Genomic DNA, 15,898 nt, shown 5'->3' on the forward strand with positions numbered 1-15,898 from the left:
AGTTAACATGATATTTAGTCCGCTAGGATGATCAGCTACTTAAGTGAATTGGTATTATTTTGCGATATATGGGATCACTTGTTTAATTGGTTGTGAAAACGTTAAACGCTTGTCTTCCCCTTCCACATTAAGCGATTCAATTGTACAGCGATTGTCCTTACACTTAATTTCATCGCCCGCGCCCATTGGTGCAGCTACTGTGTTATCAAACACTAAGGTGACACCTTTCACTTCTGGCATCATAAACGAGAACAACGTACGCATAAAAAAGCCAGACAAACGGCCAATTAAATCATCAAACTCAGTTTGCAGCTTTGCCATTTGTTTTAACGACACACTGTCACCATAATCTTGGCTTGATTCCATCTGCAATTTTAACTGACATTGCTCACCTGCTTTTGGCTGTATCACGATAAGCGCTTTGTCTTTATCGAGCGTTTCATCAAACGGTAACAGCAATTTACTGGTTTGCGTATAATTAAGAGGATACTCATTGGTTTTAGTAATAATACTGCCGCTTTCAATCGTACAGGGATTGGCGTTTTGGTTAATTAAATAAAAACCAACATCTGCGCTTGCGTAATCCCCTTTCGACATCACTTTTAAACGGTCATAAAAGCCATCATACGAGACAACAAATTCAGACGCATTTGCCGTTAACGAAAGTGTTGATGCAAAAATGCCTGCCGCTACTAAAATCTTATTCACCGAAATACCTTTGATTCGTCATTAACATGTGATTTAGTTCATCAATATAGGCTTGACCGCGTTCTGAGTAGCTGCCAAGACCATTCAATAACTTCTCGGCTAGTATAATCTGCTCGTCGTAGCGATTGCTTTGCCTTAGATCACGAAGTTGTTGATATGCAGGGTGAGTATTAATGTTTCTGAAATATGCGCGCACACTTTGCTCAAGTGTTTTAAATGCCGCAACTTCATGGCTACGCCCTTCATTACGCTTATTAGGTACCATGCCACAGCCTTCTTTAAAGCACCATAAGCCAAAGAAGTTTAAGCCAATACGTGCAAAACGCGAGGTACCCCAGCCTGACTCGTTCGCCGCCTGTGTTAACACCATGGCGCGTGGAATCATATCAACACGGCGTAATGCACGCGTTAAGTTTTCTTCGTTAACTGTGTCGTCGAGTTTATATTCAACAAGAATTTTCTTTAACGGTTTGATTTGTGTTTCGGGAACTGCAAAGCCGAGTTCTAGTTCAGTTAAGGCTAAATCAATTTTTTCACGTTGCTTTAGGATGCGCTTGTTTTCCGCTAAAACATGCGGCTTTAACAAATCAAAGAACGCTTTTTTGCGCGCTTTCACATCACGAATTTCCGCAAAATCAGGCAATTTCACATTATGCAGCGGCTTTTCAACAACCACTTTTTTTACTTGCGTTGCTTTATCTTTAGATTCGGTTTGTTGTTCAGTGTCAGTGAGCCAAGGCGCGACCAACATGTAACCAAACAAACACACTATAATTAGTTTTAATAATAACTTCATATAAAATTTAAGTAGTTTAGAAATGTCTAAAAAAAGGAACAATTCTACACTAATGCATACTAGGACGTAAGCTTTTTAATCTTTGCTCTATCCCAATAAATACTGTGACCCACTAACGAACTAAGTGCTTTATTAAATAATTCGAAACTAGCAAACGGCGTCATTTTACCCGTTAAGCAGTACCAAGAATGTGAATAACAATTACGTTTACTCACGTGATAATCGTGATAAGCAAACACCTGACGAGCGATGTGTTCTTGGTCAAAATCAAATATGATTGGGTTGGTAAGCGTGTCTGCTGCAACAAAAATATGCTGACCACTGCGGTCTTGTAAAAAGCGCTTAAAACTAATGGCACGCGATAATCCAGAACCATGTAACTCTAATACAAGGTCATCATCAATTACTAAGCCTGTGTGGATAAACCCGTTGTACACACCACAACACACTATACTGCCAATTTGCGGCGTTATTTGAAATTCACTCGGTAAATGATCACACGGGTAGCGTCCGACCGCACTGCTTGCCTTTAAACCTAACTTACGTTGTTTATCTTGCTTTTCTATCTCACTACGATAAAACGAATTTGCTAACACTGCGGCTGCTGACACACCAAGCAAAATGGGTAATGGCATAATCTCACTCCAAATATCACCATAGCTTTAACTATGGCACAGCTTATACCTTAATAGTGTTTTAAGTTGTTGCAATTTATGTCTAAAATAACACTATGATATAAGTAGATTAAACCGGATTTATGACTGAAGAATGGCTGGCTAGACGTTATCAAGAAAACAAACATCGCCCCGATGATAAACGTTCCCCGTATCAAAAAGACCGCTCTCGCATTATTCACGCAGCCGCTTTTAGGCGTTTACAAGCAAAAACCCAAATTATGGGCATTGGCGTAAATGACTTTTATCGCACCCGATTAACCCATTCACTCGAAGTAGCGCAAATTGCCAGTGGTATTTTAGGTCAACTAAGAGCAAATCCAAGCAATGCGTCATTTTCAGCATGTTTACCTTGCCGCAGTCTTATCGAAACATTATCGCTCGCCCACGACATTGGTCACCCGCCATTCGGAAGAAAACACCGTTTTTGTATTTGTTGATGAAGGGAGGCAGCTTTAGGCTTTATTAATTAATGCTTTAAGCCAAAAACTATACATACAATTTACCACATACAAAATTCAAAAGTCAAATTTAACTAGATAAATCATCCAAGCTAGCTAAACAATTTTGTTCAAATAGCTCCATAAACACTCCTACTTCCGGCATTTCTTCTTTACACAAATCAACCTTTTCAGATAAGCGCTTTTTGACAGATACGAATTCAGGATTATGAAATTTGAGTTCATCACATGCTTTGAAATAAGCAGTAAGAATATCGGCTGCTTTTACTAGTTTCTTATATTCTTTATCAACCTGTTTTTGGATAACCAGCTCTTTGAAGAGAGGTTGTAATTTTTCAGGTAGCGTGTTTAGACACTCAATCTCTGCCAAGTCTTCAATTTTCTTGAATTCTTCGGTTAATGCTGGAGAACTGTATTTAGTAACGTGATTAATATCTTGAAGTTTAGTTTCAGAAACCTCATGGTACAAAGCTATTGTAGCCGCCTTCTCAGGACTTATTTGACCACCGCAGTACACATTTTTAATAGTTGCTAGGAGATGAGCAATAACGGCAACTTGATGACTATGTTCTGCAACATTTTCTTGTTTCATTAAGTGCATGGGAGACCATCGCTTAATAAGGTTCATACGCAATATCCATGCTAAAAACGAACTATTTTTCACTACAGCACCTCTCTTAATAAAATTAAAATTCTTACCAATTCAGTATTTAAAATAAAATATCATATTCCCCCACTTGAAGGTTCAAGTGGCATATATCTATAAAATGTGTACTTAGCCTTCTTTTGAGATTCGATTAAGTGTTCGATTGATTGTTGAGCGACTAACTTTGTACTTTTTTGCCATACTAGATATAGATTCACCTCTGGATATAGCTTCCTTTATATCTTTAGCTTGTTTATTAGATAACGCTGGCATCCTTCCCAAATGCTTTCCTTGGGCTTTTGCTTTTTCGCGACCTTCAGCAGTTCTGCTCCGAATAAGGTCACGTTCCAGTTGAGCGAATACTCCACACAGATTAACCATCGCTTTCGAAAAAGGATTATCACTGCTTGTATTAAGTGAGCCATCTATGGTTTTAAGGTTTGCACCTTTGCGATGGATATCCTCTATAGCGTTCAGAATAGATTTTAAAGAGCGACCTAATCGGTCTAGTCGAGTTACAATAACCTCATCACCATCTCTTATAAAATCAATAAGCTCTTTTAGCATCTCATCATTTTTAACTGAAGCACCAGACTGTTTACCCTGAAAGATTCTTTCACAGCCAAATTCAGTTAATTTAGTAAGTTGAATATCAAGCTCCTGTTCTTGAGTTGATACTCTGGCAAAACCAACTTTCATATATTATCTAGCTTCAGCCAGCCCTAAAGATTCTGCTATCTCGTACTCATCACTAGTTTGATTTCCATAGATATCTCCACGATGAATGTCATAGAACGTAGCGAAGTCAGGAATATCAGAAACTATGTTTCTTCCCCATTTAGATTTATAAATAATGTTGTTAGTACTTAAATGCTTAATTAATTTGTGAGCCTCTGAACTTAATGACACTCGTTCAAGTACCTTATAGCTTTCTTGTCCATATTCACAAATATGCGTGGTATTACCTTCTTCCACTATTACTCGAAATGGATCTCTTAAAATTTCTTTTAACTCTTCGAATGATATTTTTCTGATTTCTTTCTTTTTACTCATATAAATGTCCGAAAGTTATACCTTTCGTACACCCTATCCAAGAAGTGAACGAAAGTCAATCCAACAAGTTTCGTACATGAACTAATAGAATCGACAACTTTCGTTCACCATATAGAGTAGAACGCCATAACATTTACAAAAAAGTGATTGCTTAGCTTACAAGCGACTTTATCTATTCATTTATTTGAAAAATAGCAAAAACACACTAAAGTTAATTAAGATAAATAACTTATTTAACTTATTTTTTGAGGTGAGCATGGGTAGAAAAGCGGAATTTTCAGATCAGCAAATTATTAACGCTGGGCTGGCAATTGAGGCAGAAGGCAAACTCATAAGCCCTTTTGCGATAAGAAATAGATTGCAAGGCGGAAGTTCGGAACGTATTAAATTAGTGTGGTCCAAACATCTAGAAGAACAAGAAACAGTTACAGAGGAAGATACAACAGAAGTAGAGCTGCCGATTGAAATAGCAGACAAGTTAGAAAAAAACCAACTGACTGCTAAGAGCCAATTAGAAAAACTAGCAATTGAAAGCTACAAAGTCGCACAACAAGTTGCCGAAAGAAGAGTTAAATCTACTATTGATGATTACCAATCAAAGATCCTTGAATATGAGGAATCTGAAAATCAAGCAAGCCTCGCTATTGAATCAAGCGACAATAAAATTGACGAACTAGAATCTGAAATAGATGCTTTGCAATCTAGAAATGAGGAATTAGTTGCTGAGAACTCGAAGCTTATTGGACTAATTGAAGCGAATGAAAGTCGCATCAAGCAACTTGAATTTAAAGAAGTTGAGTTTGATAAACTCCAACGAGCTTACGGAAAACTAGAAGGTAAAGTTGAAGTATTAAGTAAGTAATAACATTGATCTAATATTACGCTTAGTCGGTAACAGATCTTTGTACTTTTGCCAGTAAATTCAGACCTAACAATTCTATGAAGTGGATTCTATATTCAAATCCACTTGAAAAAAATACTACCAAGTGATTTTAAATTACTTTTATAACACCACAATACATTTGCATTTGGCAATGAAACGCATATTCGCCCGGCATTAGGTTTGTAAGATTAATTTGTGTTACCTCTCCCAATTTCAGTTGCTCACTTACATCAAGTGTTGGAATAAGTAATGCTTCTGAGCATGGAGATTGATCTTTACGTATAAACTTCAAAGTAATTGGCTGTCTGGCGGGGACTTGAATAGATGCTGGAGAATAAACGCCATCATTTACTTCAATAATAACTTCACTAGTATCTACGATTGTTTTTTTGGGTTTGTATAGCCAGAACCACCAAATAATGAGCGCTATCAATACAAAACCTAAGAAATTAGTAATCATCATAACGATTTCCCTTAGTGTTCTTTTGCTTTAAATAAACGAAGACGGTTCGCATTTGACACCACAGTCAAAGACGAAAAGGCCATAGCAGCCCCTGCTATGACGGGGCTAAGTAAAATACCAAAGAACGGATAAAGAATTCCCGCTGCAAAAGGAATTCCTGCAACGTTGTAAATAAACGCGCCAAACAAGTTTTGTTTGATATTTCGCAGAGTTGCTTTGCTTACCGCTATAGCATCAGCAAGGCCATGAAGTGAGCCACGCATTAGGGTAATGTCAGCACTTTCGATAGCTACATCAGTCCCTGTGCCTATGGCGAAACCAACATCAGCTAACGCTAGCGCAGGAGCATCGTTAATGCCATCACCTGTCATACCAACGATCTCGCCACTGTCTTGTAGCTCTTTAACCTTGTTTGCTTTATCTTCTGGCAGTACCTCAGCAAGAAACTCTGTAATACCCGCTTTTTTAGCAACAGAGGCGGCAGTCTCCTTGTTATCACCTGTTAACATGATGATGCGTATATCATTGGCCTGAAGACGTTTGATAGCAGAGATTGAGTCTGACTTAATGGGATCTGCGACAGCAATAATTGCGGCAAGCTCACCATCTACAGCAAAGTACATAGGTGTTTTGGCTTCTTTTGCTAAAGACTGCGCTTGTTCAATAAAGCCAGTGAAGTCTATGCCTTTTAACTTCATTAACTTATCGTTGCCGAAAAGCAGGGTTTTATTGTTGCAGTTTGCTTCTACACCAAAACCCGTAATGGCGTTAAACGATTCAATTTTTAGTAACTCAATATCCTGCTCTAACGCACTTTCAACAATCGCTTGCGCTAAAGGGTGCTCTGAACCACTCTCTAGACTAGCGGCAAGCTGTAATACTTCTTTATCGTCTTTTGAATGTGCCAAAACGATATCTGTTACCTTAGGTGCCCCTTCCGTAATAGTTCCTGTTTTATCTAATATCATTGCCGTGATTTTTGAGGCTGTTTGTAATGCTTCTCCATTTCGAATAAGTACACCAGCTTCGGCTGCCTTACCTACCCCAACCATAACCGACATAGGCGTCGCCAAGCCTAAGGCACAAGGGCAAGCAATAATTAACACCGTCGTTGCGGAAACAATGGCAAAGGCTATCGCCGGATCAGGCCCAAAGTTAAGCCATGCTAATGCACTTAAAACCGAAATGATCATCACTACAGGTACAAAGTAACCTGAAATCACGTCTGCAAGTCGGCCTATTGGTGGTTTAGAGTTTTGTGCTCGTTTCACCATATTGATAATTTGTGCAAGCGCAGTATCTTTCCCTACTCGTGTTGCCTTAAATAAAATCATGCCTGATTTGTTTAAAGTGCCCGTAACAACTTCATCTTTCTCAGATTTCTCAACAGGCATCGGCTCGCCAGTAAGCATTGATTCATCAATCGCAGTGTGACCTTCTAATACAACGCCATCGACAGGAATTTTCTCACCCGGTTTAACTTTCACAACATCGTTAAGTAAAACTTGTTCAATTCCAATTTGAACTTCTTTATTATCGCGAACTACAGTTGCTGTTTTAGCTTGTAAACCAATGAGACGCTTTATAGCTTCCGATGTTTTTCCTCTAGCTTTCAGTTCAAGTGCTAAACCCAAATTAATCAAACCAATTATCATAGCAGTTGCTTCAAAATACACATGCCTAGCCATCATCGGGATAGCATCAGGCACCAAGACAACAACCATAGAGTAAATCCATGCCGTACCCGTTCCTAGTGCAATCAGAGTGTCCATATTGGCAGAATGATTTTTGAAGTTCTTCCAAGCACCAACATAAAAATGCTTACCTGAAAAGTACATAACGCCAAAAATTAAAACACCAACCATGAACCACGACATTCGTTCAGCGTTTGTTTCTACTGTCATTTCACCAACAACGATACTGTAGATCATAAGAGGTATGCCTAAAGAAAGTGCAATAAATGTATCTCTCATCAGCTTTTTGTAATAAGCCCAATCAGCCGCTTCTTTTTCATCTAGTACATCAGTTGCCGAGCTATCCTCAATTGGTTTAGCATTGTAACCAACCGACTCTACGGCTCTGATTAACTCTTCAGTTTTAGCTTTACCAACTACCACTACGGTTCTATCGGCAAAGTTCATTTCTGAGCTAACTACACCAAGGGTTGCATTTAAAGCCCCTTCGATTTTTCCAACACAGCTAGCACAGCCCGCACCTTCAATGATAAGTTGTTGGTTGGATATCTTATTTGTCATTAGAACCTCCCTCATCAGCCACTAGCTCGAAGCTATCTATTAGATGGCATACCATAGTTGAGGTCGGAGCTTTGTCTTCCTTGGTTTCCCATTGCATCAACGCATCTTTCATATTTTTTCGCAAAACTAACATAGCCTGAAATTGTTCTTCGGTTTCAGCTAACCTTTCCTTTATTAGTGTTCGTACCAAGGGGCAAGCCGCTTTACCGTGACTCGCCTCATCAACAATGTTTTGTATATCTGACACTGAAAACCCCAGTTGTCTTGCACTTAAAATAAACTTGAACCGAGAAATTTCGCTAGGAGAGTAATACTTATAGCCATTTTCTGACTTAATTGGGTTCAACATTTTTAAGCGAGTGTAGTATCTAACAGTATCGACTGTCGTGCCGAATGCATCCGCTAATTCAGAGACTTTCATAGACTCTCCTGACTTAATAAATTAGTAATTAAGTACAGTTTAGACCTGTGTCCAAGACACAGGTCAAGTATATTAATTATCAATTTGACCAATGAATGTGCTTGATTTTCCATTCGCCGTTTTGTTTTTCCAGCACCATTGTTTCCATCCCTTGATAGTCGCGCTCTTTACCCTTGAAAGTGCCTTGGGTGTGGCTACGTGAGGCTGAAATCGCTGTATCTCCAAGTATTGTCACTTGGTGCTCTAGAGTTTTGCTTTTCATAACTTCCAAGTACTTCATATCAGACAACATATGATGATGAACGTATTCGTCTGCACTTCTTTCAACACGACCGCCCTCATAAATGGTGACATCATCCGCTAACTGCGCTCTAGCTTGTTTCTTATTGCCAGTTTCAAGTGCCTCGTGGAACGCCAACACTACCTTTGCAGCAGGCGTATCTATCCCTTTAAATAATCCTTTGCCTTTGTGTTTATCTCCGTGAGCGTTTGCCGCGAAACTAAACATAATTAATAAAACGAGTAATATATTTATTGTTTTCATGTTCTCTTTTAGGTTTTAATTTGCAGGGCCAACAACACTGGTAAGCCCTGAAGTAACGAATAAAATGACAAAAGCGACTACCATTTCTATCGAGATCGATTTAGATAAAGCCTCTCTGCCATTGTGAGATTCGTGATTTGGGACCAATTTTAGTTTGTGCAAAGCTGCAATGGTCAATATGCTAGTTACAAGAAACAATTTAACCAATATGGTTTGCCCATAATTACTCCACAACAAAGCATCAATATCACCAACCAACTGAATTGCTAATAATAAACCCGCAACTAGTAGCAAACTCACCATAACGCTAGCTTGTTTTCCAAAGCCTTCCATTAATTGATAAAGCTCATCTCGCCCTAACGTATTACAAGCTTTTTTGAGTGGGTAAAGGGCACCAAACCACCATGCCATAACTATGACATGCACCATTAACAGAGTTTTTTCAAACACCCCCATGTCGGAAATGTGCCCAATCAAAGTAAATGAATAGGAAAAGACAAATAGACATATGACAAGCAAGGCTTGTTGGACATGTTTACTTTGCTTTCTTTCTGTAAATCTAGAAGAAAACATTACTACTGTAGTAGCTCCAATTAAGCCAATCGAGCGCCATAATGCCGTATCGCCAATTGATGAATCCCACATGATATCAATCATGTCTAGGTCTACTGCTCCTGATATCCCTTCTTCAACCATTGCGCCAGTATTAGCAAAAAACCATACTGCATTGGCAATAAAAGCTATGAAGGCACTCAAAATGGTTATTTGACTAAATGATCTTTCTTTTCCATTTTCAATAACGTTTCCACTATACGCTCGGTCAAAAAATGTATACCCAGCAATACAGGCAAAGCCAATATAAAAAGTTGTTTTTGACAGTACTATGACTGTATTCCAGATATAGATTTCCATTACAGTTATTCCATTTAGTTAATGAACCATGAAACCAAAGTTGTCCTTCATCTTGTGACCATCTTTACCTAAGAAAGTCACATCTACGATGTAATTAGCGGGAGCCAACTTAGGTAACTTCCACGAGAATTCATTGCTCGCTTCTTTTGAAGGTTTAAAGCCAAACTTCACTTTTTTACCTTGCTTATTTTTTAACGATACTTTGACCAAACGTACATCTTTACTGAATGTAAGCGTCAACTTTTCCGGTGTACTCATTAGCATTGCATTATCCGAAGGTACACTTTTTTCAAGATGTACATGTGCGAATACTGTGCTACTGAATAAAATACTTATTACAGCCAAAATTTTGATTAATGTTTTCATATTTACCTCTATTTAAAATTTATGAATTAGCGACTAAAACTGTCTTTGAATATTTGATTGCCGGGCACACCAACATCAGTAATGATTTGTTCTACCTCATTCATCATTGCTTCAGGGCCACACAAGTAAAACTCTGTCGAGAATGGTTGAACTCCTTTGCTCAAATGCATCAATAGCACATGCTGTACATAACCTGAGTGACCTTCCCATTCTTCTGAAGGGGTTGATAGTGTAGGAACATAAGAAAAGTTGTTGTGCTGCTGTTCCATTGCAGCCAGCTCGCTTTGGTATAACAAGTCATCCTCAGATCGAGCACCGTAAATCAGCGTCATATCACCTTGATGATGGTGTTTTATCAACTGTTCGAAAATGATCGACCTAAGCGGGGCAAGGCCAGAGCCAGCACCAATAAAAAAGCGGCGAACCTTGTTATTTGAAGTGGCACAAAAGTCTGAAAATGGACCTTTGGCAGATATGATTTCTCCAACTCGCAGTGAACCTAAATGACTTGAACCGATCCCAGCTCTATCACCATTCACAGCAGTCTGCCAGCGAACGTTAAACGTAAGCTCATCGGTTTCTTCGTCAAAATTAGCTAGAGAGTAGTGACGAGTCGCACCTTCATGAGAGAATTTTCCGTGAGGATATTCATTCCAATGTTTTTCAAAGTTAGCTGGCATATCAATTGGGCGTAATTCATTGGTCCCCGCAGGTACTTTAAATTCCATGTATGCCCCGGCTTTAAATGACAATTGTTTGCCAGATTTCACCTTAAACTTTATCTCTTTAATAAATGGAGTAACAAAGTGGGTCGCGGTAACAACTAACTCATGATTTTCAATATCACGATTCGTATTAACTGCAATTGAATTGATTTCCGAAACCTTATGCTGACATCCCAATCGGTAGCCTTGCTCCAATTGCTCAATAGATAAGTGCTCCTGCTCAGATGAAGTGATCGGTAATTGAGTTGAATTTAAGAATAAGCATGTGCCACAAGTACCGCCACCGCCGCAGCTTGACGACAAATAAATATGTGAATTGGCAAGACCTTCCAACACGCTTGAATTACCGTTTACATCAAAGTCTGAGCTTGTGCCGTCTTCTGAAAAAGTCACGGCTATTTTCTGTTTATTTCGATTCCAGCTAAGCTTTAGTAAACCGTTTTGATACTGCTGTATAAGCCAAGTAACGCCAGTAATCGATAGAAACAGCGTCGCAAAAGCCAACGCTATGATCCACCAATGATTAAACCCACCAGACTTCCCATAATCCATAAAGTGAAGCATCATCATCAAGTCTTTCAATCTAAAGTCATCATTGGCATGACGAAGTATTTGTCCCGTAGTGCTGTCTAAATAAACTGTCGTACTATTTTCATCCTTAACGTCCACTTGCCACATTAAGTTTTGTTGACTCACGTAATCTGAAAATGGTGGCTGAGTGAGTACTGGAGTGGTTAAATCTCCTGATCCTGAGTAAGAGTTTAGAGCCAAAGTTAAAATTTGCTCTTTAGACAGGTTAAAGCGCTTACCTGTTGTAGCATCAAATAACTTTGACTCTTGCTTTTGGTAGCTATGCTGTCCTTTCTCATAGATAAAGTGATAGTAAGGTCGATGTAAAACCCATATAAGTTTTACTTCCAAGGGCGACTCACTATTGATTTCACTAACAGGAATTAGATTAAAATCAGCAATATTGCCGTCATGGTGAGAATGAACCCTAAACTCATTACCACTCGCTTTAGTGTGATCCATCAGATTGAAGTACAAGCCCGTACCCAGCCAGACAAGCAGTTGTAGGCCAACTATCAAAGAAAGCCATTTGTGTACTGACGTATTTAGTTTATATAGCCTCATCAGATTACTTCCTCTTTCTTTGAAGAAAACACACGAAAGTAAGTCAATACCGCGCCAGTGATAGCAGCAACTAGACCCAATGCAGCTACTAAAAATAAAAACCAGTTAGAAACATTTTCACCATCATCGTAATCCATAATGTGAAAGCGCCACATCCAATCGAACAAACGCCAAAAGTCATGTCGTTTAGCGACGAGCGCTCCTGTATGTTGGCTTATATAAAATGTTGGTGTTGAGTAACTGTCAAAAGTCACTCGCCACACAGGTAAATGTCTTGGAGATAGCTCAGCAGGCATATCAGTTACAGAGCTAATAAGCTCTGCACTGTCTATTTCGTGGCTCTCCATGTAGTAAAATAATGCTATTTCTTTAGCTTTTACTTCATCAACAAGTGGCTGAGGCAAACCCGTTTTGGCACTAATTGCGACTTTACCCTTTTCTCCATCAACGAATGTATACAAAGGTTTACCCATGCTTTGGGAAAGTGTAACGCTTCTAGCTTCAGGATACTTAGTTACAAGCTCCGCTACAGAGTAGTCTACATTTACCATATCTATCTTGGCCTTCTGGCTTTTAGCCAAAGATTCACCATGTATATAGTGAATATCCATAGTCACCATATACATGCCAGTAATCGACCAAAACAGGAACTGTATTCCGACAAAAGCCATCAGCCATTTATGATACTTTCTAGCTTTACTAAGCATCACTTGATAACTCTTTGTTAAATGAATTTACTTCAGGCTTTTTAACGATTGAATAAATAGCTGGCAGTACAATCAGAGTCAATAAAACTGCACTCGTCATTCCACCCACCATTGGTGCGGCGATTCGACTCATAACCTCTGAGCCAGTTCCTGTTCCATATAAAATAGGTAAAAGACCAATGATAATTGTTGCTACAGTCATCATGACAGGGCGCACACGCAAGCCAGCCCCATGTAATAAGGCATCTCTGAATTCATCGTCAGATATTTTTTCTGCTCGTTCAGTAGCTTTTTCTTTAAGCTCTGTAAGCGCTTGATTCAAGTAAACAAGCATGATCACGCCAATCTCGACTGCAACTCCTGCTAACGCAATAAAGCCTACGCCAACAGCAACAGAAAAGTTGAACCCTTCTAAATACATCAACCACAGGCCACCTATCATTGCCATAGGTAATGTCACAACTATAATGGCAACTTCGCTGAACGAGCGGAAATTCAAATAAAGCAAGATCAAGATAATGGCAAGCGTTAAAGGCAATACATAAGTCAATTTTTCTTTAGCTCTTTCCATATATTCATACTGTCCAGCCCAAGAAATTGAGTAGCCTGCTGGTATTTCTAAGTTTTTATCAAGGTACTCTTTGGCATTTTCTACATAGGTGCCGACATCAACATCTTCAATATCGATGAATGCCCAGCCATTAATACGAGCGTTTTCACTTTTTATTCCCGGAGCACCATTTTCAACTCGAATATCTGCCACATCGCCGAGTGCGATGCGCTGACCATTTGGCGTAATAACAGGTAACCTTGCAAGTTGCTCAGGAGAATCTCGATAATCTTGTGGATATCTTAAATTAACGGGATAACGCTCTTGTCCCTCAACAGTTTGAGTGACATTCATGCCTCCAATAGCCGTCGATACGACCTGCTGGACATCAGCAATATTTAACCCAAATCGACTCGCCTTTTCACGAGAGATATCGACCTTGATATAACGGCCTCCTGCAACACGTTCAGAATAAACAGACGCAGTACCTTCTACTTTTGGCAACAGTTGTTCTATCTGTTGACCAATTTCTTGAATCTTATCAAGATCAGGACCTGCTACCTTAATTCCAACAGGCGTTTTGATGCCTGTCGCTAACATATCTATTCGGGTTTTTATTGGCATTACCCACGCATTTGTTAAGCCGGGGAATTTAACCAACTTATCGAATTCAGCTTTTAGACTTTCAGTGGTTACGCCTTCTCTCCACTGCTCTTGTGGTTTTAACTGAATGAAAGTTTCAATCATAGTTAAAGGGGCTGGGTCAGTTGCGGTTTCAGCACGACCAACTTTACCAAAAACGGTTTCTACCTCAGGTACTGTTCGAAGTAATTTGTCAGTTTGTTGCAATATCTCGCGAGCTTTACCAATAGAAATGCCCGGATAAGTGGTTGGCATATACATCAGGTCACCTTCATCTAGTGGCGGGATGAATTCACTACCAATCTTATTAACAGGCCAAAAACCAACTACCGTAACCAATATTGCCATTACAATTGTCGATTTAGGGAATTTCATTACTTGTCTTAAGGCTGGCATATATAGAGCGGTTAGTACGCGATTTAGTGGGTTTTTCTTTTCCGAGATAACCTTGCCACGAATGAAGTATCCCATAAGAACGGGAACTAGAGTGATTGCTAATCCAGCGGAAGCCGCCATTGCGTAGGTCTTTGTATATGCAAGCGGGGCGAACATTCTTCCTTCTTGCGCTTCTAAAATAAAGACGGGTAAAAATGACACGGTGATAATGAGGAGACTGAAAAACAATGCAGGTCCAACTTCACTTGCTGCTTTAGCAACGATTTGCCAGCGATTTTCATCCGTTAAAGGTGTCTTTTCCATATGCTTGTGCATATTTTCAATCATGACAATTGCGCCGTCCGTCATTGCTCCTATCGCTATTGCAATTCCGCCCAATGACATGATGTTGGCATTTATACCCTGCATATACATGATGATAAAAGACACCAAAATACCTAACGGCAATGTAATAACTGCCACAAAAGAGGATCGCAGGTGAAACAAAAATGCTGCACAAATAAGTGCTACTACTATTAACTCTTCAACCAATTTATCTGATAGGTTACTAACTGCTCGTTCAATTAACTTAGATCTGTCATAAACAGGAACAATTTCAACGCCCTCAGGTAAAGAAGACTTCAATGAATCAAGTTTGTCTTTAACACCAATGATTGTTTGCTGTGCATTCTCTCCAAAGCGCATTACTATTACGCCGCCTACAACTTCTCCTTCGCCATTTAATTCTGCTATCCCTCGACGCATCTGTGGACCTAGTCCAACATCAGCAATATCGCCAATACGTAAAGGCGTGCCCTGCTCATTAACGCCTAACGGAATTTCTTCAATGTCACCGACAGATTGAATATAACCAGTCGCCGTTACCATGTACTCAGCTTCGGCCATTTCAACTACAGATGCACCTGTCTCTTGGTTACCTCTTTTCAGCGCCATTTGAACGTGAGTCAATGGTATGCCGTAAGCTCGCAACTTATCTGGGTCAACTTGCACTTGATATTGTTTAACCATGCCACCAATTGCAGCTACTTCAGAAACTCCCGGCACAGTTTGGAGTTCATACTTGAGGAACCAGTCTTGGATACTACGTAACTGACTAAGATCATGATTTCCTGAAGAGTCCGTAAGCGCATATATATAAACCCAGCCCACACCTGTAGCATCAGGCCCTAGCTGTGGTTTTGCCGAATCAGGTAAACTCGGAGCTACTTGACTCAAATACTCCAACACCCGACTCCTTGCCCAATAAAGGTCTGTATCGTCGTCAAATATAATGTAGACGTAAGAGTCACCAAAGAAAGAGTACCCTCGAACCGTTTGCGCTCCCGGCACTGAAAGCATAGCGGTTGTTAAAGGGAAAGTAACTTGATCTTGTACTACCTGAGGTGCTTGTCCCGGATAACTCGTTTTGATAATTACTTGTACATCTGACAAGTCAGGCAGCGCATCAACTGGTGTATTTTTTAACGCAAATATTCCACCAAAAGCGATGATAAGCGTGGTTAATAAAACAAAGAAACGGTTGCCAACTGACCACCTAATTATTGATTCAATCATTATTATTC

At 39.5% G+C, this 15,898-nt stretch carries 16 protein-coding genes and 1 pseudogene; 2 read left to right on the forward strand and 15 right to left on the reverse strand.

Annotation, left to right across the window (positions count from 1 at the left end; genetic code table 11):
- Nucleotides 1–54 precede the first annotated feature (54 nt).
- Genes L1068_RS14505 through L1068_RS14515 form a run of 3 tightly spaced genes read right to left on the reverse strand, consistent with a single transcriptional unit; the run spans nucleotide 55 to nucleotide 2,139 of the window.
- Nucleotides 55–708, reverse strand: coding sequence for a DUF2987 domain-containing protein (locus L1068_RS14505; protein WP_237130832.1), 654 nt, complete (start codon nucleotides 706–708; stop codon nucleotides 55–57).
- The gene (locus L1068_RS14510; RefSeq protein WP_237130833.1) at nucleotides 701–1,504 is read right to left on the reverse strand and encodes a glucosaminidase domain-containing protein; all 804 of its coding nucleotides are present in this window, start codon (nucleotides 1,502–1,504) and stop codon (nucleotides 701–703) included. The genes L1068_RS14505 and L1068_RS14510 overlap by 8 nt, the downstream gene beginning before the upstream one ends.
- Before the next feature lie 59 nt (nucleotides 1,505–1,563).
- The gene (locus L1068_RS14515) at nucleotides 1,564–2,139 is read right to left on the reverse strand and encodes a hypothetical protein (protein WP_237130834.1); all 576 of its coding nucleotides are present in this window, start codon (nucleotides 2,137–2,139) and stop codon (nucleotides 1,564–1,566) included.
- A gap of 122 nt (nucleotides 2,140–2,261) precedes the next feature.
- Here L1068_RS14515 and L1068_RS14520 point away from each other — a divergent pair.
- Nucleotides 2,262–2,591, forward strand: a pseudogene (locus L1068_RS14520) (HD domain-containing protein); the annotation flags it as partial.
- A gap of 118 nt (nucleotides 2,592–2,709) precedes the next feature.
- Here the strand turns inward: L1068_RS14520 and yfbR are convergent.
- The 3 genes from yfbR to L1068_RS14535 form a co-directional block, all read right to left on the reverse strand.
- Nucleotides 2,710–3,303 carry a 5'-deoxynucleotidase gene (gene yfbR / locus L1068_RS14525; RefSeq protein ID WP_237130835.1) on the reverse strand — a complete coding sequence of 198 codons (594 nt, stop codon included), beginning with the start codon at nucleotides 3,301–3,303 and terminating at the stop codon, nucleotides 2,710–2,712.
- 111 nt (nucleotides 3,304–3,414) lie between these two features.
- Nucleotides 3,415–3,984 carry a recombinase family protein gene (locus L1068_RS14530; RefSeq protein ID WP_237130836.1) on the reverse strand — a complete coding sequence of 190 codons (570 nt, stop codon included), beginning with the start codon at nucleotides 3,982–3,984 and terminating at the stop codon, nucleotides 3,415–3,417.
- Between the two features lie 3 nt (nucleotides 3,985–3,987).
- Entirely contained in the window at nucleotides 3,988–4,338 is a 351-nt protein-coding gene (locus L1068_RS14535; protein WP_237130837.1) for a hypothetical protein, read from the reverse strand.
- A 256-nt stretch (nucleotides 4,339–4,594) separates the two neighbouring features.
- On the opposite strand from L1068_RS14535, the gene L1068_RS14540 reads away from it, so the two are divergent.
- The gene (locus L1068_RS14540; RefSeq protein ID WP_237130838.1) at nucleotides 4,595–5,200 is read left to right on the forward strand and encodes a DNA-binding protein; all 606 of its coding nucleotides are present in this window, start codon (nucleotides 4,595–4,597) and stop codon (nucleotides 5,198–5,200) included.
- Nucleotides 5,201–5,330: 130 nt separating this feature from the next.
- Here L1068_RS14540 and L1068_RS14545 read toward each other — a convergent pair whose 3' ends face one another.
- From L1068_RS14545 to L1068_RS14585, 9 genes are all read right to left on the reverse strand, one after another.
- Nucleotides 5,331–5,684 carry a cupredoxin domain-containing protein gene (locus L1068_RS14545; protein WP_237130839.1) on the reverse strand — a complete coding sequence of 118 codons (354 nt, stop codon included), beginning with the start codon at nucleotides 5,682–5,684 and terminating at the stop codon, nucleotides 5,331–5,333.
- Nucleotides 5,685–5,695: 11 nt separating this feature from the next.
- Nucleotides 5,696–7,939: a heavy metal translocating P-type ATPase gene (locus L1068_RS14550; RefSeq protein WP_237130840.1), complete on the reverse strand. Its 2,244-nt coding sequence runs from the start codon at nucleotides 7,937–7,939 to the stop codon at nucleotides 5,696–5,698.
- The gene (locus L1068_RS14555) at nucleotides 7,929–8,360 is read right to left on the reverse strand and encodes a MerR family transcriptional regulator (RefSeq protein ID WP_237130841.1); all 432 of its coding nucleotides are present in this window, start codon (nucleotides 8,358–8,360) and stop codon (nucleotides 7,929–7,931) included. Before L1068_RS14555 ends, L1068_RS14550 begins: the two co-directional genes overlap by 11 nt.
- A 79-nt stretch (nucleotides 8,361–8,439) precedes the next feature.
- On the reverse strand, nucleotides 8,440–8,904 hold the full coding sequence (locus L1068_RS14560) for a nuclear transport factor 2 family protein (RefSeq protein WP_237130842.1): 465 nt from the start codon (nucleotides 8,902–8,904) through the stop codon (nucleotides 8,440–8,442).
- Between the two features lie 15 nt (nucleotides 8,905–8,919).
- Nucleotides 8,920–9,816: a CopD family protein gene (locus L1068_RS14565; RefSeq protein ID WP_237130843.1), complete on the reverse strand. Its 897-nt coding sequence runs from the start codon at nucleotides 9,814–9,816 to the stop codon at nucleotides 8,920–8,922.
- 18 nt (nucleotides 9,817–9,834) lie between these two features.
- Nucleotides 9,835–10,182 carry a copper resistance CopC family protein gene (locus tag L1068_RS14570; RefSeq protein WP_237130844.1) on the reverse strand — a complete coding sequence of 116 codons (348 nt, stop codon included), beginning with the start codon at nucleotides 10,180–10,182 and terminating at the stop codon, nucleotides 9,835–9,837.
- Between the two features lie 26 nt (nucleotides 10,183–10,208).
- Nucleotides 10,209–12,041 carry a 2Fe-2S iron-sulfur cluster-binding protein gene (locus L1068_RS14575; protein ID WP_237130845.1) on the reverse strand — a complete coding sequence of 611 codons (1,833 nt, stop codon included), beginning with the start codon at nucleotides 12,039–12,041 and terminating at the stop codon, nucleotides 10,209–10,211.
- On the reverse strand, nucleotides 12,041–12,712 hold the full coding sequence (locus tag L1068_RS14580; RefSeq protein ID WP_237130846.1) for a PepSY domain-containing protein: 672 nt from the start codon (nucleotides 12,710–12,712) through the stop codon (nucleotides 12,041–12,043). Before L1068_RS14580 ends, L1068_RS14575 begins: the two co-directional genes overlap by 1 nt.
- 28 nt (nucleotides 12,713–12,740) lie before the next feature.
- Nucleotides 12,741–15,890, reverse strand: coding sequence for an efflux RND transporter permease subunit (locus L1068_RS14585; protein ID WP_237130847.1), 3,150 nt, complete (start codon nucleotides 15,888–15,890; stop codon nucleotides 12,741–12,743).
- Between the last annotated feature and the right edge of the window lie 8 nt (nucleotides 15,891–15,898).

This window comes from Pseudoalteromonas sp. MMG024 (assembly GCF_021654175.1).
Taxonomy (GTDB): Bacteria; Pseudomonadota; Gammaproteobacteria; order Enterobacterales; family Alteromonadaceae; genus Pseudoalteromonas.